This is a genomic window from Niveispirillum sp. FG156, assembly GCF_057809555.1.
Genome location: NZ_JBMDKE010000045.1, coordinates 1 through 22,113 on the forward strand (window position 1 = coordinate 1; position 22,113 = coordinate 22,113).

General features: G+C 64.0%; 20 protein-coding genes. 1 reads left to right on the forward strand and 19 read right to left on the reverse strand.

The window, feature by feature from the left end; genetic code table 11:
* Window positions 1-33: 33 nt before the first annotated feature.
* The 18 genes from ACODSP_RS23385 to ACODSP_RS23470 all read right to left on the reverse strand — a co-directional run bounded on the left by ACODSP_RS23385 (window position 34) and on the right by ACODSP_RS23470 (window position 15,650).
* Window positions 34-1,545, reverse strand: coding sequence for a DUF3363 domain-containing protein (locus ACODSP_RS23385; protein WP_488967947.1), 1,512 nt, complete (start codon window positions 1,543-1,545; stop codon window positions 34-36).
* Window positions 1,546-1,808: 263 nt separating this feature from the next.
* Window positions 1,809-2,174: a hypothetical protein gene (locus tag ACODSP_RS23390; protein ID WP_488967948.1), complete on the reverse strand. Its 366-nt coding sequence runs from the start codon at window positions 2,172-2,174 to the stop codon at window positions 1,809-1,811.
* Between the two features lie 706 nt (window positions 2,175-2,880).
* Window positions 2,881-3,435, reverse strand: a complete 555-nt coding sequence (locus ACODSP_RS23395) for a lytic transglycosylase domain-containing protein (protein ID WP_488967949.1) — start codon at window positions 3,433-3,435, stop codon at window positions 2,881-2,883.
* A complete protein-coding gene (locus tag ACODSP_RS23400) occupies window positions 3,423-3,665 on the reverse strand; it encodes a S26 family signal peptidase (protein ID WP_488967950.1) in 243 nt (80 codons plus the stop codon). The genes ACODSP_RS23395 and ACODSP_RS23400 overlap by 13 nt, the downstream gene beginning before the upstream one ends.
* A 747-nt stretch (window positions 3,666-4,412) precedes the next feature.
* Window positions 4,413-4,751 carry a DUF736 domain-containing protein gene (locus ACODSP_RS23405; RefSeq protein WP_102114266.1) on the reverse strand — a complete coding sequence of 113 codons (339 nt, stop codon included), beginning with the start codon at window positions 4,749-4,751 and terminating at the stop codon, window positions 4,413-4,415.
* 596 nt (window positions 4,752-5,347) lie between these two features.
* The gene (locus ACODSP_RS23410; RefSeq protein WP_488967951.1) at window positions 5,348-5,809 is read right to left on the reverse strand and encodes a nucleotidyl cyclase domain-containing protein; all 462 of its coding nucleotides are present in this window, start codon (window positions 5,807-5,809) and stop codon (window positions 5,348-5,350) included.
* Window positions 5,810-6,347: 538 nt separating this feature from the next.
* Window positions 6,348-6,980, reverse strand: coding sequence for a hypothetical protein (locus ACODSP_RS23415; RefSeq protein WP_488967952.1), 633 nt, complete (start codon window positions 6,978-6,980; stop codon window positions 6,348-6,350).
* A gap of 428 nt (window positions 6,981-7,408) precedes the next feature.
* Window positions 7,409-8,152: a prepilin peptidase gene (locus ACODSP_RS23420; protein ID WP_488967953.1), complete on the reverse strand. Its 744-nt coding sequence runs from the start codon at window positions 8,150-8,152 to the stop codon at window positions 7,409-7,411.
* A gap of 24 nt (window positions 8,153-8,176) precedes the next feature.
* On the reverse strand, window positions 8,177-8,638 hold the full coding sequence (gene gspG / locus ACODSP_RS23425; protein ID WP_488967954.1) for a type II secretion system major pseudopilin GspG: 462 nt from the start codon (window positions 8,636-8,638) through the stop codon (window positions 8,177-8,179).
* Window positions 8,639-8,658: 20 nt separating this feature from the next.
* Entirely contained in the window at window positions 8,659-9,060 is a 402-nt protein-coding gene (locus ACODSP_RS23430; protein ID WP_488967955.1) for a hypothetical protein, read from the reverse strand.
* A complete protein-coding gene (gspM, locus tag ACODSP_RS23435) occupies window positions 9,057-9,629 on the reverse strand; it encodes a type II secretion system protein GspM (RefSeq protein ID WP_488967956.1) in 573 nt (190 codons plus the stop codon). Before gspM ends, ACODSP_RS23430 begins: the two co-directional genes overlap by 4 nt.
* Window positions 9,616-10,551: a PilN domain-containing protein gene (locus ACODSP_RS23440; protein WP_488967957.1), complete on the reverse strand. Its 936-nt coding sequence runs from the start codon at window positions 10,549-10,551 to the stop codon at window positions 9,616-9,618. Before ACODSP_RS23440 ends, gspM begins: the two co-directional genes overlap by 14 nt.
* A complete protein-coding gene (locus ACODSP_RS23445) occupies window positions 10,548-11,354 on the reverse strand; it encodes a hypothetical protein (protein WP_488967958.1) in 807 nt (268 codons plus the stop codon). Before ACODSP_RS23445 ends, ACODSP_RS23440 begins: the two co-directional genes overlap by 4 nt.
* Window positions 11,338-11,958 carry a prepilin-type N-terminal cleavage/methylation domain-containing protein gene (locus tag ACODSP_RS23450; RefSeq protein ID WP_488967959.1) on the reverse strand — a complete coding sequence of 207 codons (621 nt, stop codon included), beginning with the start codon at window positions 11,956-11,958 and terminating at the stop codon, window positions 11,338-11,340. Before ACODSP_RS23450 ends, ACODSP_RS23445 begins: the two co-directional genes overlap by 17 nt.
* On the reverse strand, window positions 11,955-12,353 hold the full coding sequence (locus ACODSP_RS23455) for a prepilin-type N-terminal cleavage/methylation domain-containing protein (RefSeq protein ID WP_488967960.1): 399 nt from the start codon (window positions 12,351-12,353) through the stop codon (window positions 11,955-11,957). The genes ACODSP_RS23450 and ACODSP_RS23455 overlap by 4 nt, the downstream gene beginning before the upstream one ends.
* Window positions 12,340-12,783: a GspH/FimT family pseudopilin gene (locus tag ACODSP_RS23460; RefSeq protein WP_488967961.1), complete on the reverse strand. Its 444-nt coding sequence runs from the start codon at window positions 12,781-12,783 to the stop codon at window positions 12,340-12,342. The genes ACODSP_RS23455 and ACODSP_RS23460 overlap by 14 nt, the downstream gene beginning before the upstream one ends.
* Window positions 12,767-13,957: a type II secretion system F family protein gene (locus tag ACODSP_RS23465; RefSeq protein WP_488967962.1), complete on the reverse strand. Its 1,191-nt coding sequence runs from the start codon at window positions 13,955-13,957 to the stop codon at window positions 12,767-12,769. The genes ACODSP_RS23460 and ACODSP_RS23465 overlap by 17 nt, the downstream gene beginning before the upstream one ends.
* A 7-nt stretch (window positions 13,958-13,964) precedes the next feature.
* Entirely contained in the window at window positions 13,965-15,650 is a 1,686-nt protein-coding gene (locus tag ACODSP_RS23470) for a GspE/PulE family protein (protein WP_488967963.1), read from the reverse strand.
* A 198-nt stretch (window positions 15,651-15,848) separates the two neighbouring features.
* On the opposite strand from ACODSP_RS23470, the gene gspD reads away from it, so the two are divergent.
* Complete coding sequence (gene gspD / locus ACODSP_RS23475) at window positions 15,849-17,957, forward strand: type II secretion system secretin GspD (RefSeq protein WP_488967964.1); 2,109 nt, start codon at window positions 15,849-15,851, stop codon at window positions 17,955-17,957.
* Between the two features lie 61 nt (window positions 17,958-18,018).
* Here the strand turns inward: gspD and ACODSP_RS23480 are convergent, their stop codons facing one another.
* The gene (locus tag ACODSP_RS23480) at window positions 18,019-22,110 is read right to left on the reverse strand and encodes a beta strand repeat-containing protein (protein WP_488967965.1); all 4,092 of its coding nucleotides are present in this window, start codon (window positions 22,108-22,110) and stop codon (window positions 18,019-18,021) included.
* Between the last annotated feature and the right edge of the window lie 3 nt (window positions 22,111-22,113).

Below are 22,113 nucleotides of genomic sequence, written 5' to 3' on the forward strand. Positions count from 1 at the left end.
TATCTCGAAAATATCATTCGAAATTCAGGGCCGTTAATCTGAAGCGATTCCCCTGAGGACCCGAACGGTGACCGGGTTTAAGCGGGCCTGGGTGCGTTCATAGTCGGCGACGCGGTCCAGGTGGTCGGGTTGGATGATCCAGGTGCCGTCCGGTTCGCGGGTGACGGCGTTGGTCAGGCGGCGCATTGCCTCCAGCCGTCGGACATGGGTGTCGGCAAAGGCTTCGCTGGCCGTGGGATCGTGGCGCAGGTGGATGTCGATGCTGTAGCGGCCATCATGGGCTGCGGCGATGCCCATGATGCGTCGGTCCATCGGGCGCGGGGCCGTGGCATGCGGCTCCACGCGCAGGATGCTGCCCGGTGGTGTTGGCTCCGTGGCTTCACCCTTGCCGATATCGACATAGTGGGTTCGGCCATCGGTGGCGTCGATGATCAGGTAGTGGCGGTCATTCACCTCGTTCGACAGGCCGCGCGCGATGACACGGCCGGTGATGGGCAGAGCGTTGGCGGCAGCGGAATCATGGATGATCAAGTCGCTTGGCGTGCGGACCAAGTTCTGTCCCGCCAGTTCCCGATGCAGGGTCTTGATGATATCACCGCGCTCACCCATGCGGCGCAGGGTGGTTTCCAGGTCATCGGCGAGCCGCCATTGACCAGCGCCCAGGTCCTCGGCTAGGCCCAACCGTTCCAGCTTGCGCAGACGGCCTGTCCGCAAGGCCTGCTGAAACGGGTCCTGGTCACTACCCAATACCAGCTGATCCGGCGTCCGGTCGCGCAGCAGACGTCGGTCCAGGCTGGTGAACCGTTCCTGTTCCACCTCCCGGCGCAGTTTTTCTTGGACTTCCAGGTCGGTGCGGGGGCCCAGATCCAGGCTGACGATCTCGGCGGCGCGTTCGCGCATGCCCTGGGACAGATATTCCCGCGCGATGATCAGGTCCTTGCCGCGGTCATCTTTACCACGCAGGATGATGTGGCTATGCGGATGGCCAGTATTGTGATGATCGACCGCTACCCAATCGAGCCGCGTGTCCAGGTCTTGTTCCATCTGCGCCATGAGGCGGCGAACCAGGGGCTTCAGGTCATCATACTGGTCGCCATCCTCCGCCGAGACGATGAAGCGGAACTGGTGGCGGTCGCCCTCGGCACGGTCGAGGAATGCCCGTCCGTCCAGTTTGTCCTGGTCGGCACCATAGAGCTGACCCGCCTGTCCTTCACGGGTGACGCCGTCGCGCTGGATATAGCGCAGATGGGCACGGGCACCCTGCATGCCTTTGCCGGCCAGCTTGACGATGCGGGATTTGATAATCACACGCCGCTGCCGCCAAGCGGCAAACTGGTCGCGCGAGGCCAGCACCCGGCCAACGCCAGTACCGCGCCCAATGCGGCTGCCATCGAAGCGGCCGGACCGGCGGGTGAAACTCAGCGGCCCGCCCCTGGCCAGAACGGTGGCCGCCAGCACCCGATTCAGGAACCGTTTGCCGCGTCGCCCCGAGGCGCTGCGCATGCGGCCCAGACGGGGGCGGAAATCATGATCATCGCCGAACATCGCGGTCTCTCCCGATCCGAGGCTGGCAAAGCGGCCCTGGGCAGGGTTGGTGCCAGAATGGTGCCGATCCTGCCGCCCTGGCACCACCGTAAGACCCCAAAAAGGATGTGCAGACAGGGGGTTACGGGGGCGCTGGCGCCACCGTTTTATCTTGCCCTACAGCGCCCCTGGTCAGCACCCGCGCTTATCCACGCCCTTCTACGCCCTCATGCTGGAAAAAGTGGGAGCGACGGACTGAACCGCCGCTCCCGGATCAGCGCCGCCTATCGACCGATGGCGCTGTGGAAGGCCGTCTCGGCAGCGCCACGCGTGGCATAGGCACGCTGGCGGGTCATGGAATGCAGACGCTCATCGCCATCAACAACGCAGCTGGCGACGATGAATTCGCTGCGGAAATGGCTCAGGATGAGGATGCAGTAGAGGCCTTCAGCACCATCATCATCGCCCATCCATTCGCCCAGATAATGCTCCTGGAAGCGGCCATCCCAGATGAATTCGGGACGTTCGGCACTGATGAAACGCTCGACATTGGCCATCAATCCGTCGCTGCCGAACTCGGTCCGGACGTCATCGACAAGGGCGTCGAAACGGTCGATCGCGGCTTGGGGATGCGCTGCAATGAACGACATGGGAACCTCCTTGGCTGGCGTCCTCCTGATCGAGGACAAGGTTCCCGTCCAGCCGGAGAGGGGCCGGTCAAGGACGCAGCAGGCGCCGCAAAGCGGGGCGCGGGGGAGCCAAAATGCGCAGCATTTTGGGGGGACCGCGCATCCTTGACGGGCCCCGCTGCCCGGCTGGTACGATAGGCAGACCGAGATGAGAAACCCCTCCCCCGCCCATGCTGGGGCCAGATCAGGGGTGCCGGAGGCCCCAAAAAAAGGGAGCGGCATCCGATCGACACCGCTCCCGCCATGCTATGCCGTCAGCAAGCATCAGCCGCTTCTGTGCAGTCAAGGTCTCCAGGACCAAAGGGTTCTGACAGGCCCGATCCTGGAGCTGACACACCCGGTCCCACGGCCCGACATTCTCGATAGGATCATCGGCTGATCCGACATAGATCGGTGCCTGATTGCGGATGCGGATGGCCTGCTCCAGGTTCTGGATAAGGGCGATGGCCATACGGCGCTGACGCCAGTAGGCATCGGTTCCACGGATCGAGGACAGCGCCTGCCATCAGCCGAGGCGGGGCCGGTCAAGGACGCCGGAGGCGCCGCGAAGCGGGGCGCGGGGGAGCCAAAATGCCAGGCATTTTGGGGGGACCGCGCATCCTTGACAGGTTCCGCCGCCCGGCTGGTACGATGGGCGGACTGAGATGAAGTCCCCCTGCTCAAACGTCTATCGCCCCGTGCTCCCAGCCTTGGACAAGGGCGCAAACAATCGGCTGTCAGAGCTGTTCAGCAGCACGAACAGCACGCCGGGGCTGCCTGCTGGTAATTCCAATCCGGCGTCGATTTTTGCCAGATAGGCCTGGGTCTCGGCTGGCAATGGCACACCATCCCGGAGATGTGCCTCATAGCGCGCAGGCCCGGCATTATAGGCGGCGAAGAGGCCGGGATCGCCGAAGCGCTTCCGCATTTCGGCAAGGTACGCGCTGCCCGCCATCACGTTGGCGGCAGGGTCCAGGACATCACCCTGGATGCCATATCGGTCGCGCATTTCCGCCCAAGTATCCGGCATCAATTGCATCAGGCCCAGCGCGCCCTTGACCGATACGGCATTGGCATCGCCGCCGCTTTCCCCGTCGATGACGGCCTTGATCCAGGCCTGCGGCAGGTCGAAACGACGGGCAGCGATGGCGATATCGGCATCGTAGGCCGGGATATCCGCCGCCCCAACTGCCGGCGTAATGGTCAGCACCACGACCAGCAGAGCTATCCTCAGCGCAGCCATAATGGCACCAGCCGACCGATGACATGCACCGACGACAGCGGCCCGAAATAGCGGCCATCCAGGGACTGCGCTGCTGGCATCAGGAACAGGATTTCTGCCGGCGACAGCACCCGACAGCCCTGCCACCAGGGCAACGGACGGCCCGCGCTGTCCGCCTTCTGGCGCACGGCGACCGTATCACCATTGACGTTGATGACATCGCCTTGGGCACAAACATGATCCCCGCCCATGGCCGCTACCTGCTTGATAAACGGCACACCGCGCGGCAGATAGCGCCGCTAGGTCGGCAATGCTCGTCGGCGGTCTTACCAGGGCCATATCGCCCGGGCGCAGGCGGGTCTCCGGCAGCACCAGATAGAGCCCAAGGGGAGCCGAGGCGCTGCTGTTCCAGACCAGGATCGGCACGGGGCGAGCCAATGCCGAAAAGCCCAGCGCCGCCAGGGCAACACCTGCAACCCAGAGCGCCCGGCGGCGTGAAGCCCGCGACAATCGGCGGCGCAAAGGCCGACGGGCCGATTTTTGTTGCGACATCGGGGCACAACTCATGACGCATCCCCCTTGTCCGAGGTGCTGTCCCGCCGCTCCCCCAATGACCAGGCATCCAGGTCATCAATGTGGTAGCGGACATAGCGCCCGTGCTTGCGAAAGCGCGGGCCACCGCCAGTCAGGCGCATCTTTCGCCAGTCAGGCGCATCTTTTCCAGGGTCCGATGCGACAGGCCGATATAGAAGGCAGCCTGCGCCGTGTTGAGAAACGGGCTGCCTTTGCGGGCTTTTGCCGCCCGATTGACCTCATCCTCTATTTCACCGCTCCTCGGGTGACAGCGGCGGGGATCGCCGCAGATGGGGCGAGCATGGCGAACGGGAGCGTGGCTGCGGACGCTCGGAAACCGGCCCCACGCGATTTCGATCCCCCCGCGCCTGAACAGGCGAAAAGCCCCGTCCTGGCGGTGCCGGAACGGGGCTGAAAAGGCGGGATCAGCGGTCGCGGGGCTCCCACAAGGCGATGTGGGTGGTGCCGTCATCGGCCGGATGTTCCAGCTTTACGAGGCGGGCACGGACCCAGTGGGGACCGAATTCCGGGGCGCCTATCTTGAGATTCAGGTAGGTTTCGCCGCTGGATTTGGCGATCTGCGACCAGCCGGCACCGACCTCGTAGCGCTGGCCGTTGCCGGCAAAGACGCGGTGGTCGGGTGCATTGTCGGACAGCTTGGTCACCGGAACGATGGTGAGCGAAGCGGTGACGTTCAGGGTCTTGAGGATGCCCGAGAAGCTGCCGTCGTCGAGCTTGGTGAAAGTGCCGAGGGTGATGGCCATGATCTGTCTCCTACGCTGCGGTCGCGGGACCATCCCCGCGATGTCCCCGGCGTCAGAGACCGCAAAGGTGACCAGCGCCACCCGAGCAAAGCGAAGGGCCGGAACAACGTGGAGGACCCTGGGGTGGAGAAAATTTGTTCCGCGCGGAATGCCGAACCGGGGTCCCGCCCCATAGGCGGGGTGGTTCCGGCAGGGGAAATTTTCTCCCATCCCCAGGGTTGGCGCGGGCACCGCGGGCTCTACGCCAACAGGAGGACAGCGGGGATGGGGCTGTGATTGCACGGCGATATGGAGAGGTGTGGCCGTCTCCAAAGGTGCAATCCGCCGCTCAAAGTACGGCATTGGGACTTGCTGAGACCCTAATATAGCGCTGTTGAAACGGCCGACTGCGCCATAGAACTCGCCAGGCCCGACGGCGTGCGTTTCTGCGCCGCACGGTCAGATGATCCCGGTGTTTCGCCGACCGCTTAGCGCCTCTAAGCGGCCCTCCGCCGCCGTCCTGTCCGTCGAAAGGAGGTTTGATGGACAGGGGAGCACTGTTCTTGATTTGTCCCGTTAGCATGGTTTTTCGTCCCTTCTATGTCGTGACCCCGATGTCAAGCCGCGACGAAGGCCGGAACCCGCGAAACCCGGTTGCGCCCCCTGGCCTTGGCTTCGAAGAGCCCCGTATCGGCTAGGCCCATCAGCGCCAGAATCTGCTGCTCGATCTCCTTCGCCCGCGCTGGCACGATGGTGGCGATACCGAGGCTCGCAGTGACCACGCCACCGCATTCGGCGTTGCCCTCATGGCGGAGCTCCAGTGCCTCAATGGCCAGACGCAGGGAATTGGCTTCGTACAGCCCCGTATCGGCCAGCCCCATCAGCGCCAGGATCTGCTGCTCGATCTCCTTCGCCCGCGCCGGCACGATGGTGGTGATACCGAGGCTCGCAGTGACCACGCCACCGCATTCGGCGTTGCCCTCATGGCGCAGGTCCAGGGCCTCGATGGGCAGCCGCAGGGAAGCGGCTGTATTATCTATGGAAGGTAGCCGACTTAGATATTTCCGTTTCCGGTCCAAAGGGTCAGGTCGCGGAAGGTCAGGTTGTGCCGGTCCAGGCACGTCACCGGACGGTCCACGGCCCGGCTGGCGGGACAGGAATGGGCGAAGATGGTTTTACCGCCATCACTGCCCCGCACCAAGACCGTACAGTCATGCCTGGGCCATATCGAGCATGTTCAGCCATTGCAGAGGCGTCAGTCAGCAGCCTGCGACAGACCCTTCTTGATTCCGGTTAAAGCGGTAGAGAACTGGTTTCGTCATGTGCCCATGTACCCGGGTTGAGTGGATCATACCTCGGCGCAAGCAACCCTAGGACTATCGCAGCAGGAGTGAGACCAATCCGATAGCTGACCTCGTTATACTGACTTTCGATGTTGAAGATTTTCGGCTTGCCTTGCCGGGCCATGCCACCTTCGCCTTGAAATCCGCTGAATACCGCTTGCTCTGTCCCGTCATGTCGGCCGTCCTTCAATAGGGGCGAACCAAGTTTAGCAAACTGTCCGGTCGCGGGGGACCGGCTCTCCAGCGATGGTGTCCATGTCGGGCGGATGGTCAATCAATCCCTGTTGATTGTGGCACCATTACCGGAAAGGGAACCGCTTAGGCCACCAGCCCTGCGCCTCGAAAAGTGAAGTATGGACAGCACCACCGCATAAATGGCGAGGATTGCCAAAGGAAGAAGGATGGAGGCCGCCAATGTTTCGACCATCCGGAAGGAACGTATATAGGGCGCAATAAAGAAGTTCAGGCCGAAATGCGCCAACGGTACCAGCAAGAGAAGGCGGTATGATCGATCCAGGATTAGGAACCCGATCAGCAGCGTGGATGCTACATGGAACAACGCCCTTGCAAACTGGCTGACCGTAGCCAAGGCGACGACCCAGGCCTCGTAGCTGAATAGGGCCGTCATGGGCACGGATTGGTTGACGTTGATTCGCACCGTATCGACCAGGAAAAGCGTCGCCATCGCCATTACAAACGGTGGCAGGAATGACATGGTATTCTCAACGATGGCATATATGCTTCCCACGGCCGCAGCCCCTGTAAATGTCGTCAGGGGATTACCTGCTTGGATGGCGCGTCTGGCCCAAAAAGCCACGACCGCCATCCGGCCAAACTCTTCCACAAGCCCGCCCACGCCTGCCCGGATTTCCGTGGCATACTGCCCCGCGGTCAAGGCAGTGATCATGGCAGCTAACCCGTACTTCACCGGATATAGAACAACAGCAGTCAAGACGAGTGATAGAAATCCACAAATTAGTCCCATCCATGAAGACTTCTTAACCGCCCACAGACACAGGGACGTACAAAATATAAAGGAGATGACAAAACAGAGTTGCAACGTCTTTTCTCATTTCATATAATTGTCGGGATCGCCAGTATATTATTCATTGTGAAAATGATATGAAGCCAGAACGCCAACCCCACGTGACTGTCATTTGCAAAAAACTTGTCAATTTTCAGTCGGCACAACGCCCCCCATTGAAATGACCTTCTTCCCACCTTTCACTATTGTAGAACTCAGGGGCAAAGCCATATTTTTGAAAACTACTCTTATTACTCTCGAATAAATTAAGATCAAAAAAGCCGAATAAACAGAATTAGATATCTCAACTACTAATACCCACCCCGAACGGAAAACAAGACAAGAGCAACAACTAAAGCTAACGACAATGCGGGACCAAAGGGTAATTCCCGCACTTCCAAAGCCTCTTCCATCTGACGCGCCAGCCAATGCTGCACAATGCCAAACACACCAGAAAGGAACAGGAAGTCCGACAGACCGTCAACCCCTAGCCACAAAGCAGCAGCAGACATTAGTTTGACATCGCCCAGGCCCAGCGCCTCCCGACCCAACCATCTGCTCACCGCAAACCTGACAGACAAGGCTCCGCCCCCCATCAGCGCCGCGCCGATAAAATGCAGCCATGGGTCCGCAACGTAATAAAGTCTTGCCATACCCAATACAGCGACAAGCAAAACCCCACCGTCGGGCAAGTAGTGCCAGTCAATATCCACAAGCGACAGGTAGAGCAGAGAGCTTCCCAATAGAGCGACGCTTGCGGCCTCCAACGGGTCTGCAAACAATGATGCGCACGTCGCCCAAAACAGAGCTGATGTCATTTCCACAAGAGGGTATCGTGGGCTGACAGTCGCACCGCAATATCGACAGCGCCCCCGTAACCATAACCAAGACAAGATGGGGACAAGGTCCGCGACGCCAAGGACGTGGCCACAATCGACACAGGTTGATCGCCCCCAGACGGAGATCGACCGGGGCAGACGCCAGGCCATCGCCGCGACAAAGCTGCCCATGCAGGCGCCCACCAAGGCAAAATAGGCAACCATTTCATCCATCATGTCAGTTCTGCCCAACCCTCGCCGTCATGGACGCTCCGGCACGGTGATATCGGCATCGGCACCGGTGCCGCCCGGTTTGCCATCGGCACCCAGGGTGAAGACCCGGACCTGCCGCCCGCCCTCATCAACCTCAAACTGGTAGGGCCGATCCCAAGGATCGTTGGGTACCCCGGCCTCCAGATAAGGCCCCATCCAGCGCCGACCCGCCGCATCCTTGGGCGGGGTCACAAGCAGCGACAGGCCTTCTGATTTTGTGGGATATCGGCCCAAATCCAAATTCATCGTATCCAGGGCCGTCTTCAGCACCCGCGCCTGCGCTGTCGCTGCCGTGACCTTGCCACGGTCAACATTGGACAGCAGGCGCATGCCGACCAGGCCGAGCAGCAAGCCAATGATGACCAGCACCACCAGCAGTTCCAGCAGGGTAAAGCCAGCCTGACGACGGCGGTGCGGCGGCAGTCGCCGGTGATGGGGTTGGGTCGGCATGGTCCGTATCCTTGGGCAAATCATTGAAGGGGGGGAAGGCGGTCACCGATGGCAAGGCGCAACACACGGCCATCTGGTGCCTTGAACTGCGCGGCCCGCCGGTCAGCGGAAACAAACAACCAGCCGCCGGCTTCCTGACCTGGAACCAGGGTACGGGTGGTGGTGCCAGTGGACAGAAGGGCATGGGCACGGCCCTGCCGCAGCGCGATTCCCAGCAGTCGCCCATCCAGCCCCTGCACCGCCGGGGCCGCAAGGGCCGATGGGACAGCGCCCCGACGCTCAGGTGTGAACAGCGGGCGTTCGACGATGGCGGTCACACTGGACAAGGGCGGCAGGGCAAAGTCAGCGGTCCCTTCCGCCCACGCGACACTGCTTCCGACCCAGAAGACGACAGCGATCAGAAGCGAAGCGATGGCCCTCATCCCTCCCCCCCTTCTGGCAGGCGCTGGCCGACCACGGTGAGGGTCAGAGTCAGGCGATCCATCCCCTCTCCCGCCGACGCCAAACCCATGGCGGTGATGACCAGCCGTGGCTGGCCACTTTCCATTGCGTGCAGCAGAAGACGGAGTTGGGCATGGCTGACCACGGCATCCAGCCGCGCCACCACGCGCCTGTCCCCGTCATCATCCGCCGACAGGATACGGGTGCTGACCATCTGACCGCCGACCGACGTCAGACGCTGGCCCAGCAGGCCCTGCAGATTGGCGGCAGCCAGACCATGGTTTTCGCCAGACAGGTAGTCCGCCGATAAACCGCCCAGGGCCGACAGTTGCGCCTGCTCCGCCAGCAGGGCATCCGCGCGCTGGGCAAGGACAGAGGCGGCCTTCAGTTGCGCCTCCGCCGCAGCGATCTCCGACCGCTGATCCAGCAGAAGGCCCAGCAGCGGCCAGACCACCAGCGTCAGGACCAGCAGCGCCAGCCCCAGATTGATCGACAGGTACAGGCGGCGTGCCTTTCCCGCATCGGCCAGGATCGCCTCAATTGGTGACATGGGCCGTCGCCTTCAATGAGAGTTGGAAACGATCCCCCTGAGGTCCGGCCCGTAGCAATGCCGCCTCGAACCGCACATCCTCCAAATAGGGGGAGGCATCAAGCAGAGCCGGAAGACCCGCGCCATCGCGGGAATAGCCGGTCAGGTGCAAACGCCCGTCCTCCCACCGCAGGTCGGTCAGATAGCTGCCGTCGGGCAAGATCTGGCTCAACCGGTCCAGCAACAGCAGCAGGCTGGGGGCCTGCTGTCGCGCCGTCACCGCCTCCAGCGTCCGGGCGCGCAGACGCTCGACGCGCAGGCCCAGATTACGAGCCTGCGTGGCCAGCATGTTGGTGGCGTCCTCTTCCAGGCGCAGCTGCGCGATATAGTTTTGCTGAACCACACCCATGGTTAGCGGGGGCGCCATGAGCAGCAGGGCCGACAGCAAGAGGCGGGGTGGCAGGCGTCGGGCCGATGGCGGCTCCGCCACCGGTAGTATGGCACCAGGCATCTGTACCTGTTGGGGGGGCGCCATCCCCATGGCCGTCGCCACTGCAAGCGCCGGTGAGGCGGCAGTACGCGGCAGCACGGTCAGCCTGACGCGGATGCCCGTTGCTGCCGGTCCGTCCACACTGGCGGCGTAGAACGCGTTCTCCGGCGTCAACGGCGTCCAGTGCCCCAGTTGCAAGCCCACGATACGACGAAGGTGCATGATCGCGGCTGCGGGCAGGTCCTGAAACAGGACCAGCGGGCGGGCATCGTCCAGCACCAGACACCAGGGCCCCTTCGCCCTTGGCTGCCCCAGCGAGACCAAGGTCTCCCCGGTCCAGCGCCAGCGTGCGGGTTCAGGCCCGGTTGCGGTCAGCCAGGGTGGCAGGGTGGCCAGTGTCCGATCCAGCCACCAATCCGCCAGACGGCGCAGATTATCCGTAAAACGGGTCATGTTCCGGGTTCCAGGCTGTAGAGGTCGGGGGCGGGATCGCGCCATTCCAGGATACGAAAGGCCTGCGGACCCTGGACAGTGATCCAGACCACGGCTTCGGCACTGGATACCGCCCCGGATACGGTTCGGGCTTCAATCCGCAAGGTGAACAGGTTGGAAGGAGGCCCGCCAGGCGTCACGCCGCGCGCCGCCAGTGCCACTACATCATCGGCTTCCACCGCTGACAGGCCCGGCCACAGGGTGCGCAACGTGGGCGGCATGGACCTTAACGACACCTGCCCTTCCTGCATCGCGGGACCATGCACCGTCAGCAGCGGGTAGAGGCCGGCAAAGCTGTCGGGCGACAGGATGGCACCCAGTTCCAGCACCGAGTGCCAGCTCTCCCCCACTGCCCGCCGCCGGTCCAGGGCTGCCGCCAGGGTGGCCCCCTCCCCGGCGGGCAGCAGCCGTCCCGCCACGGGCAGTATCCGGTCGGGCGGCGTCAGGTTCAGGTCCATACGGCCCGCCTCATCCCACAGGCGCAGACTGATAGTGCCTTCAGGTTCCGTCAGCACCATCTGCGTGCCATTGGGCGGCAGGCGGCGGGCCGGGTCGGGATGAACCGCCAACATCACCCCGAGATTGAGCCCCGTTTCCCGCAGCGTACGGGCGGCAGCCAGTTCAGCGGCCAGGGATTGTCGGCGCAGGGACAGGTCGGCGGTCGCGGCAATGCCGGCAGCCAGCAGCGCCAGGGCCATGGCGGCCCACAGCGCCATGGGCAACGCCACCCCGCGTTCCCCGGGGCGATCAGCCTTCGCGGTCACGGCAGAACCCCTCCCCCAGCGAGAGCGCACAGCCGCGATCCGTGTCCACACGGACGGGGATGATGATGGCGGGCATTTCCCGTCCTACCGCCTGGATGGACAGGCGGACCAGACGCGGCCAGCGCCGGGGCTGGTCCCATTGCTCCACCCAGCCCAGTCGCGGATCATCCCCGCGATAGGACAGGCGGAACTGGAAATCACCCTCCGCCAGAATGGTCTCATAGGGCGGATTTCCCATCCGTTCCTGCCGCCAGATCAATTGACCATCGCGGATCATCAAGGCGGCCATGGCCAGCCCGCCGCGCCCCGGTAAGGGGGCATCCGCCACGGGGAAGGCCAGTCGATCCGCCGTCGCCGTCAGCAGATATGTATCCCCGATCCCATTGGCATGGGTCAGAGGCAGTGCCCGCGATACCTGCCGGCGCAGCACGTCACCGACCAGGGCCAACTGTCCGGCCCGATCTGCGGCCATGTTCACGCGTGCCCTGGCAGTGCCAAAGGTCCCCATGGCCGACGCCGCCAGCCCCAGGACCAGCCCCAGGACCACAAGCGCCACCATGGCCTCCAGCAAGGTGAAGCCGCCTTGTGCCTGCCGCGATCTCATGGCGCCGCAACCAGTCGTGTGCTGGTCAGGTCCAGTACGGGACCGGCCGCATCGGCCACGGCCACGGTGACGCGATAGGCAGCCATGCCCCGCACGGACGCCCCGTCAAACGGACCGTCTCTGCGCGGGTCCACCGTCAACACCCAGCTATAGCCGCCGCTGGCACCGCGATAGGAACCAGGCGCCAGCCGGGTTTCCACGCCCAGTGCCGCCATTTGGGCCTCGGCGATGGCCAATGCCATGGCCTGACGGTCCACATGCATGGCGGCCCGGCTGCCCGCACTTAACAACTGATAGGCGGGTACCAGGACCAGGGCCAGCAGCACCAGGGCCACCATCGCCTCCAGCAATGTAAATCCAGCCTGTTGGCAGCGGCCGGGGTCAGCCTGCGTCATGGCGTACCCGTCCTGTCAGCCAGTCCACGCGGATCACCCGCTCTCCCCCCCGGTGCCCCGACAGGCGAATATCGGCGCCACTGGCGCTGCCGTCCGGCAGGAACCGGATCGCCGCCATCCCCCCCGCCATCAAGGACGCATCACCTGTAACGCGCAGCGCCGCCGTTCCCGGCAGACGTCCTCCGTCCCAACGGGAGTTTTCCAAATCCAGGCGCAGTAAAACCGGGCGGCCGCTCCGCACGGCGCTCCACCGCGCCTGTTCCAACGCGGCGGCAAGCGATCTTGTGTCGGCATTCAGGGCGGCACCCCCCACCGACAGGCGCGGTGCCACCAGTGCCGTGGCCACGCCCAGCAGCAGCAGGACCACAAGCATTTCCAGCAGCGTGAAGCCCGCCTGCCGGCAGCGATGGGGCTTACAGGGCCAGGTCATTGATCGACACCAGTGCCATCAGGATGGAGATCACGATCCCGCCCACCAGCAGGGCCAGCAGCAGGATCAAGGCGGGCTCCAGCAAGGCCAGGAAGCGCTTGATGGACGTTTCCAGCTTCTCCTCATAGAGTTCGGCCAACTGGCCAACGACCTCGGCCAGCCGGGCGCTCTGTTCCCCCACGCTGATCATGGTGATGGCAAGGTCCGGCAGCGGCTGATCCCCGGACAGACCGGCGGTCAGGGGACGGCCATCGCGGACATTGTCGCGCATGGCGATGAAAGCGGCCGCCAGCACACCGTTGCCAGCCATGCCCGACGCCAGTTCCAACGCGCGTGGTAAACCCATGCCGGCCCGAAGCAGCACCGACATGCCGCGCGCCACCCGCGCCGTACCGGCCATAACCGCCATGCGGCCCAGCAACGGCATGGCCAGCAGCATCCGGTCGCGGACCGAAGCCATACCCGGTCGACGCAGCACCAGCCAGATCAGAAGCCCGCAGCACAAACCACCTGCCAGCAACAGATCGCCCCATGCCGCCACGAACCCCGACAAGGCCAGGACCAGTTCCGTACTGGCAGGCAACGCCTTCTTTGTGTTGGCGAATAAAGGTGCAAATTGCGGCACGACATAAAGCAGCAGCAGCAGCAGAGATGAAATCGCCACGCAGGTCAGCACGGTGGGGTAGATCAGGGCCGATGTCACGGCGCGGGCAACCCGCCCCTGCCGGTCCAGCAGCAGGCACAATTGTTCCAGGACAAGGTCAAGCGCGCCTGCTCCCTCTCCTGCCCGCAGCATGGCGCTATAGAGCGGGGGAAACCCACCAGCATGGGCCACGGCATCGCCCAGCCCACGACCAGCGCGCAACCGCTCCAACGCCACAGCCAGGCGGGGACGAAGCGAGGGTGGGGCCAAACCATCGGCCAGCAAGGCTAACGCCCTTTCCAGCGGCAACCCGGCGCGCAGCAGCAGACGCAGTTCCTTTGTCACCAGCAGCAGGTCGCTAGTGCGGGCCAAGGCAGGAACCAGGGCACGGCCTCCCACCGCCGACACACGCACCGGATGCCAGCCCTGCGCCCGCAACCAGTCGAGCACCGCCTGCTGACCGGCGGCCTCCATCCGGCCACCATGTTCGCCGCCGGCAGGATCCAGGGCGATATAGGTGAATTGGGGCATGGGGCCGTCACTCCCCCATTTCGGTCACACGCGCGACCTCGGCGAAACTGGTGAGACCCGCCAGCACGCGCGACAGCCCATCCTGGCGCATCGTGCGCATGCCGGCGGTATGGGCCGCAGCCTCGATGGAACCGCTCGCAGCCCGCGCCACCACCAGCTGTCGCATCACGTCATCCAGGCGCAGTGTTTCGAAAATGCCCGCCCGACCGGTGTAGCCTGTGCCACCGCAATGGTCACAGCCCGCAGGTGTCATCAGCAGCGGCGCAGACGTGCCCGGCAGCAGCAGTCCCGCGTCGCACAGGGCCGTCAGCGCTGCTGTATCCGCCGGTTCCGGCTGCTTGCAGCGTGGACACAGCAACCGCACCAGCCGCTGTCCCACGACCCCGCGCAGGGTGGAAGCGATGAGAAACGGCTCCACACCCATTTCAATCAGACGGGTTACGGCCCCTGCGGCGCTGTTCGTATGCAGGGTTGAGAGGACGAGATGCCCGGTCAGGGCGGCCTGCACGGCAATGTCCGCCGTTTCCGCGTCGCGGGTTTCGCCCACCAGGATCACATCGGGATTCTGACGCAGCATGGAGCGCAGAACGGCGGCGAAGCCCAACCCGATGGCTGGATGCACCTGCACCTGATTGACCCGCGCCATCTGATATTCGACCGGGTCTTCCACGGTCAGAACCTTGCGGGTCTGGGCATCGATCAGGCGCAAGGCCGCATAAAGCGACGTCGTCTTGCCGCTGCCGGTAGGTCCGGTAACCAGGACCAGCCCATGCGGACTGGCCATCATCCGGCGCAGCGCGATTTCATCCCCGGACGACAGGCCCAGCGCCGGCAGGTCTTTGGCACCGACTGACCCGTCCAGCACGCGGATTACCACACTTTCCCCATGAACCGTGGGCAGTGTCGATACACGCAGATCAATGGAGCGTGTGCCCAGGCGATGGCGGATACGGCCATCTTGCGGCAGCCGCCGTTCCGCAATATCCAGGCCAGCCAGAATCTTGATCCGGCTGACCATGGCACGAGCCAGCGACAAAGGCGGCGGTGGGCGGTTATGCAGCACGCCATCAATGCGGTAGCGTAGGACCAGCGTATCGGCGAACGGCTCAATATGGATATCAGACGCCCGTGCCTTCACGGCTTCTTCAATGACATGAACAACGAGCCGGACCACCGGCGCCTCGCTGGCCTGATCCTTCAGCCGGTCAACCGCGTCATCATCCGCGCCGAGATTCTCGCCAGCATCGCCGACGATGCGGTCCAGCGTGCTGACGCCACCGCCGAACCGCTCCTGAAACAGGGCCTCCCATTCAGGCGCTGGCATGAAACCCAACCGGACGGGTGCACCCAAGCTCAATGCCGCCAGTTCCACGACATCGTCTGTGATCGGGTCGCAGGCCGCCAACAGGACGGCACCCTCCTCCACTGCGACGGGCAGCACACGTTTGGCCCGCAGCCAATCCGGGGACAGCGGGGGCAAAGCCACCGGCCCTTCACCCAGGTCGGCCAGACGCAGCAACGGCATCCCATGATGACGCGCCAAGGCCATTGCCCGGTCCAGTGGCGTGATCAGGCCAAGATCGACCAGCACCTGCCCAACAGACTTGCCCTCCGCCTGGGCGGTGGCCTCTGCCTGCCGAAGGTCAACAACGCTGATACGGTGTTCCGTCGATAGGTTGTCTAATATCGTCATGGCTTAGGTCGCTAAAGGCCGCGCTTCGGCAGGATGACAATCCCTATGACTTATTTTCGTAATAGTATCATGACCTAATTACTTCATTATTATGACAGTCCGGATATTGATTACAGATTAATGACAATCAAAGATAACACTTGTGTTTGCCAGAGTGGCGGTTGCAACTTCCAGCGCATTTCAGCCACCGGAATGAAAATGAACACCCCAGTTGTCTTCCGGACCCATGCCTGTGCAACGGCGGCCCTGGTTCTTCTGTCAGGCTGTGCCGGGCAGCATGCCATGCCGGACGAGAAGAAGCCGCTGCCGTTGGAAAATCTGGGCCTTTCCATCGCGGCCCGCAGTGGCAGCACCCCGGCGTCGGGACCTGCACGATCATCGGCCACGCCGGCGCCGGTCATCATCAAGGCACCAGATGCGCGCGCACCGGTCACAGGGGACATGCTGGCCCTGCCGCCGGGGCCCACCCTGCATCTGCGTTTCACCGATGCGCCGCTGGCCGCGTTGGTGGAGACGATCCTGGGGGACATGCTGGGTCAGCCGCATTCGGTGGACACGTCCCTGCAGGGGCTGGTCAGCATCGATAGCGGTCGGGAACTGTCCCCGCGTGAGGCGGTTCGACTGCTGGAATCCGTACTCGCCAGCAACGGGGCGGCGATGTTACGCGCCGCCGACGGCACCATTGCCGTGGTACCATCATCGGAGCTGGCGGCGCGAACACTGGGTCTGGCGTCCCCGACGGCACCGGGGCATGCGATCTCTGTCCTGCCGCTGCGCCATATCGCCCCGGATGTCGCCCGCGCCCTGGTGGAACCGTTGGTCAAGAACGGCACCGTCACTGCCGATCCACGGCTGAAGGTCCTGATTGTCGGGGGACCGGGTCCGGAACGGCTGGCAGCGTCGGAGCTTCTGCGTGGTTTCGATGTCGACTGGATGGCGGGCCGTTCGGTCGGGCTGTTCCCCTTGTCCCAGGCGGCTCCCGCCTCCATTGTGAGGGAAATACAGGCGATCCTGGGCGATGCGGGTTCGCAGCAGGATGCAGGCGCCACACGCGTCCTACCGCTGGAGCGGATGAACGCCATCCTGGTCATCGCCGCCGATCCTACCCAGTTGGACATAGCGGCCAGTTGGGTTCAGCGGCTGGACATGGGCGATGCCGTCACCCCGCGCCTGCATGTGTTCAGCCTTGCCAATGCCGATGCCACCAAGGTCACTCGGCTGCTGAACCGCCTGTTTGGCGCCAGCAATAGCAATGACAGCCCAGTGCCTGCCGGGCGCCCCGTCGCCAGCCTGTCCACGCCCACCGGTGGCAGCGCTGCCGGGACAAGCGACAGTCAGACTCGACTGGCCGCCGTCGCCGCCGATGCCGGGGGTGCCTCCCCTCGCGAAGAAGTGCAGCCGGTTGCGGCGGATGGCATCCGCATCGCCGCCGATCCGGCCAACAACAGCGTGCTGGTCCATGCCAGCCCCCGGCAGGCAGAGATTGTCGGCGAGGCTGTACGCAAGCTGGATGTCGCCCCCTCACAGGTACTGATTGAGGCGACGATTGCCGAAGTGACCCTGAACGATGCCCTGCGCTATGGCGTGCAGAGCTTCCTGCGCGGCGATGGCGGCGACATCCAAGGCGGTATCACACGCAACAGCACCACCAACAGTCTTCGCCCCGTGACACAGGTTCCAGGCTTCAATCTGCTGCTGTCGCGCAACGGCGATCCGCGCGTGGTGCTGTCCGCGCTGGACGAAGTGACGGATGTGCGGGTCGTTTCCTCGCCGCAGGTGGTGGTGCTGGACAGCCAAGTCGCACAGCTCCTGGTCGGTGACCGCGTACCCATCCTGACCCGCTCGGCACAGTCGGTGGACAATCCCGACGCGCCCATCGTGTCCCAGGTGGAATATGTGAATACCGGCGTCATGCTGCGCGTGGTCCCCCGCATCAGCCAGAGCGGCAAGGTCAGCATGGAGGTCTATCAGGAGATCTCCAACGTGTCATCGACCCGCGACAGCGGCAACCTGACCCCGACCATCAGCCAGCGGCAGATCACCTCCAATGTGGCCATCGACAATGGCCAGACGGTAGTGCTGGGGGGTCTGATCTCTGAAACACAGCAGCAGGGGCGGGACGGTATCCCTATCCTGTCAGGCCTGCCGGGTGTCGGTGCGCTGTTCGGCGAACGGCGCAACAGCAGCGTGCGCACCGAACTGATCGTCTTCATCACACCCCGTGTCATCCGCGACGAGCGGGAGGCCGAGGCGGTGACGGCAGAAATGGTCTCCCGCCTGAAGGCGATCCAGCCGCCGGCACGATAGGCCGCAACCATAAAAAGGGGGGCGGCGCCATCCAGGCACCGCCCCCCTTTTTATGGCTATATCAATCCTGGAAGGTAATCAGGTCGTCCTTTTCCGTGGCGGAATCAAGGACCAGCGGGCCATTGCGCACATCGCCATCGCCGGTGGGCGTGGTCATGGTCGGGGCGATGTCCAGGCGGTGACGATCAACCAGGGCCGCGACACCAAAGACCGGACGGTCGGCGAACAGGTAGGTGCCGGACCGATCGCCCACCACCTGCACCAGATCGGCGGCGTTCTGGCCGCTGATACCCGCCACGCTGCCGCTGGCATTGAAGCGGCCTGTGCCACGATAGGTCAGCGCGCCAGTGCGTATATCCAGACCCGTCGCCGTGCCAGACGTGCTCAGCAACAGGGTCCGCGAAAGGGTCAGCGGTCCGGTGCTGGCGATGGAGGCGACACCCGACAGTGTACCAGCATCCGCCGTCACACCAGCCAGACGCAGATTGGTGCCAGCGCTGACCGTCAAATTACGGGCGGTGACAGCACCCAGGGCAACGGCCTTTGCTCCTGTAACGCTCACGTCCTGTGTGGCGGTAACCGGACCGCTCGTCAGCGCGTCCGTGCCCGTCAGGCTGACATTGTTTGCGGTGACAGCACCCATACGCATCTCTCCGGCGGCGCTGGCCACCAGGGTGCGTGCAGCGACCGTGCCCAGCGTGACAGCTTTCGCACCCGTGATACTGACATCCGGCGTGGCCATGACGGAACCGGCGGTCAGCGTATCGGAAGCCTTCAGCGTAACGGCGGTGGCATTGAGGCCGCTGGTCGTAAGCCGCGTCCCCTCCAGCGCCAGGGCACCGGCAACCGTCAGCGGCGAAGCCGCATCGATACGTCCAGCCTTCACATCCAGACCCGTCAGCCCGGTTACAGCACCGGCCATGTCCACTGCGCCGGTGCCGGCACGGACATTCATGCGATAGGGACCGCTCAGGACATCGGTGAAAATCACGCCATCGGCGGCGGCCCCCGCCGTTGTGATGGTGCTGTCGGCTGCCAGGGTCACCGGCCCGCCCAGACGGATGCCGCCACCCGTAATGCTGGTCAGGTCCCCATTCAGTGTGACGGCACCGGCATAATCCTGCTGCCCCATGGTGCGCACCCCGCGCAAGGACAGGGTAGAGCCACCGACCGACAGAAGCTTCAAGGCGCTGACACCACCAACGGCACTGCCAAGGCCCACAGCACCCCGCCCTGCGTCAATGAGCAGGGCATAGGCGCCGTCCACAGTCCCGGTCAGGCGAATATCGTCATTCCCGTGGCCGGCGGTGACGATGGTGCTGTCACCCGCCAGGGTCAGCGGGCCAGCCACCCGGATCGCACCGCCCGTGAGACTGACCAGATTACCGTTCAGCATGACAGAACCGGCATAGTCCTGAAGGCCCGTGGTGTGCACATCGCGCACGGAAAGGCTGGACCCGCCGGCAGCAAACAGCTTCAGGGCGCTGGTCGCACCGACGGCACCGGCCACACTGACGCGGCCCGCACCTGCATCCAGCGACATGGCATGGGACCCGTTCAATGTCCCCGTAAGGTTGATGTCGTCACCAGCAAAGCCGGCAGTGACGATGGTGCTGTCGCCGGTCAGGGTCACCGGCCCGGCGATGCGGACCGCGCCCCCGACCGTGCTGACCAGATTGCCACCCAATGACAGGGCGCCAGCATAATCCTGCCGGCCCGTCGTCGTCACGTCGCCCAAGGTGATCCGGCTGCCGGCGGCGGAGAACAGGGTCAGGGCGCGCGATGCGCCAATGGCGCCGCCAGCACTGACCGTCGCTGCACCAGCATCAACCATCAGGCTGTAGGCACCATTGACGGAGCCACCCAGGCGGATGTCGTCGCCGGTGTAACCGGCAGTGACGATGGCGCTGTTACCAGCCAGGGTCAGCGGGCCACCCACGCGGATGGCACCGCCAACATTGCTGACCAGATCACCAGCCAGGGTGATGGCGCCGGCATAATCCTGCTGCCCCGTCGTCGTTACATCGCGCAGGCTAATGGTGCGACCACCGATGGACAGCAGGCTCAAGGCCTGGCGCCCGCCCACCGACCCGGCGAGAGTCACGGCACCTTGCCCAGCATCGACCAGCAGGCCCTGGGCACCGTTGATGGTTCCGCCGATGTGAACATCGTCCCCGCCATTGCCGGCGGTCACGATGGCGCTACCACCGGTCAATGAAACATCGCCAGCGATGTGGACAGCGCCACCGACGGTCGAGACCAGAGTACCGTTCAGCGTAACGGCACCGGCGTAATCCTGGAGACCCGTTGTGGTGACGTCGCCCAGACCGACACGCGAACCACCAGCCGCCAGAAGCTTCAATGCACTGGTGGCACCGACGGCACCAGCCAGTGTCACGTGTCCACTGCCCGCATCAAGCTGCAACGCATAAGGACCGTTTACAGCGCCGGTCACTGCAATGTTGTCACCAGTGCTGCCGGCAGTCACCATTGTGCTGTTGCCGGTCAGGGTCAGGGGTCCCGCAAGGCGGATTGCGCCGCCAACGGTCGAGACCAGAGCACCGTTCAGCGTGACGGCGCCGGCGTAATCCTGGAGGCCCGTGGTCGTAACGTCACCCAGGCTGACACGCGAACCGCCAGCCGCCAAGAGCTTCAAAGAGCTGGTCCCACCAACAGCACCACCCAGCGTCACCCGGCCAGTGCCAGCGTCGAGTTGGAGGGCGTAGGGGCCGTTCACGGTTCCGGTTAGGGCAATATCATCACTGGCGCTGCCAGCGGTCACCATTGTGCTGTCGCCTGTCAGGGTCAGCGGACCCGCGACGCGGATGGCGCCGCCGACCGTGCTGACCATATCACCGGACAGGGTAACAGCACCGGCATAATCCTGTTGCCCCGCCGTCGTCACGCCGGAAAGCGCAATGACACTGCCCTTAGCCGACAGGCCAGCCAATGCCCGGCTGGACCCGACACGACCGAGCGACACGGCGCCATTGCCTGCATCAAGCATAAGGAAGCCCGGACCATTGACACTGCCCAGCGTAATGGCGTCGCTGGTATTGCCGCCGGTGACGATGGTGGAAAGTTCCCCGACGCTTACCCCGCCGGTCACAGTGATGGTGCCGGCCTGCGTTCCCACCAGATTACCGGCGAGCGACAGATCGCCCATGTAGGTCTGGGCGCCGGTGCTGCTGACCGTGGCGCCGCTGACAACACTGATCGTACCGGCTTGGGTGTTGAGTGAACCATTCACAGTGAGCCCGGCGGCCACGGTTGCTTGGCCGCCGCTGATCCGCACGCCGCCGCCATTGGCGTTTAGAGTACCGGAAACGGCAACGCCGCCCTGCCCGCCATCCAGAACGATATCAGCGCCATCCTGGCGAACAGTACGGGCCTCGACCACGCCGGTCATGTCGACGACGCTATCCACAACTCGGGCGGCAGTGGCAGCTGACAGCACGACCCGGCTGCCCTGCACCAGCCCCGCCTGCTGCAAACGCGCGCCATCTACGGCAGAACTGGCATCGAAACTGATCAGTCCATCACCGGAAAGGTCGAGCGTGAAACGCTGGGCGGCACCCAGGGTGACAGAACCCAGACTGGCCTGGATCGTCCCGGTATTACGCACCTGCGGCGCCACCAGCGCCGCCATGCCGGCCTTGATGGTGCCGCCATTGGCGATGGCGGCACCTGCGACGGTGGATGACTTATCGAAACGATAATCGCCAGCCAGGAAACGGTCATTCGCGATATCGGCGGTCGTCGCGACCAGGGCGCCGAAATCGACATTGGCCCCGGCACCAAACAGGATGCCGTTGGGATTGATCAGGAAGATGCGGCCATTGCCAGTCAGCGAACCATTAATGGTTGAAGCGGTGCTGCTGCCGACCCGGTTCAGGGCGATGGAGCCGCTACCCGGCTGTATGAAACGCGTCACCTCGCCTGCTGCGATATCGAAGCCACGCCAGTCAATGATGGCCTTGTCCGTGCTCTGGGTGACTTCCAGCACCGAACCACTGCTGGTGATACCAGCAACGCCATGGACCACTGTGGGATTTACCGGATTGGCAAGGGCGCCGCCGCCAAGAGCCATGGCGACACCGGCCAGAGCGGTGCCAGCCAGAAGGCGGCGGCGGGAGTGCAGTTCACGGGCCATGGG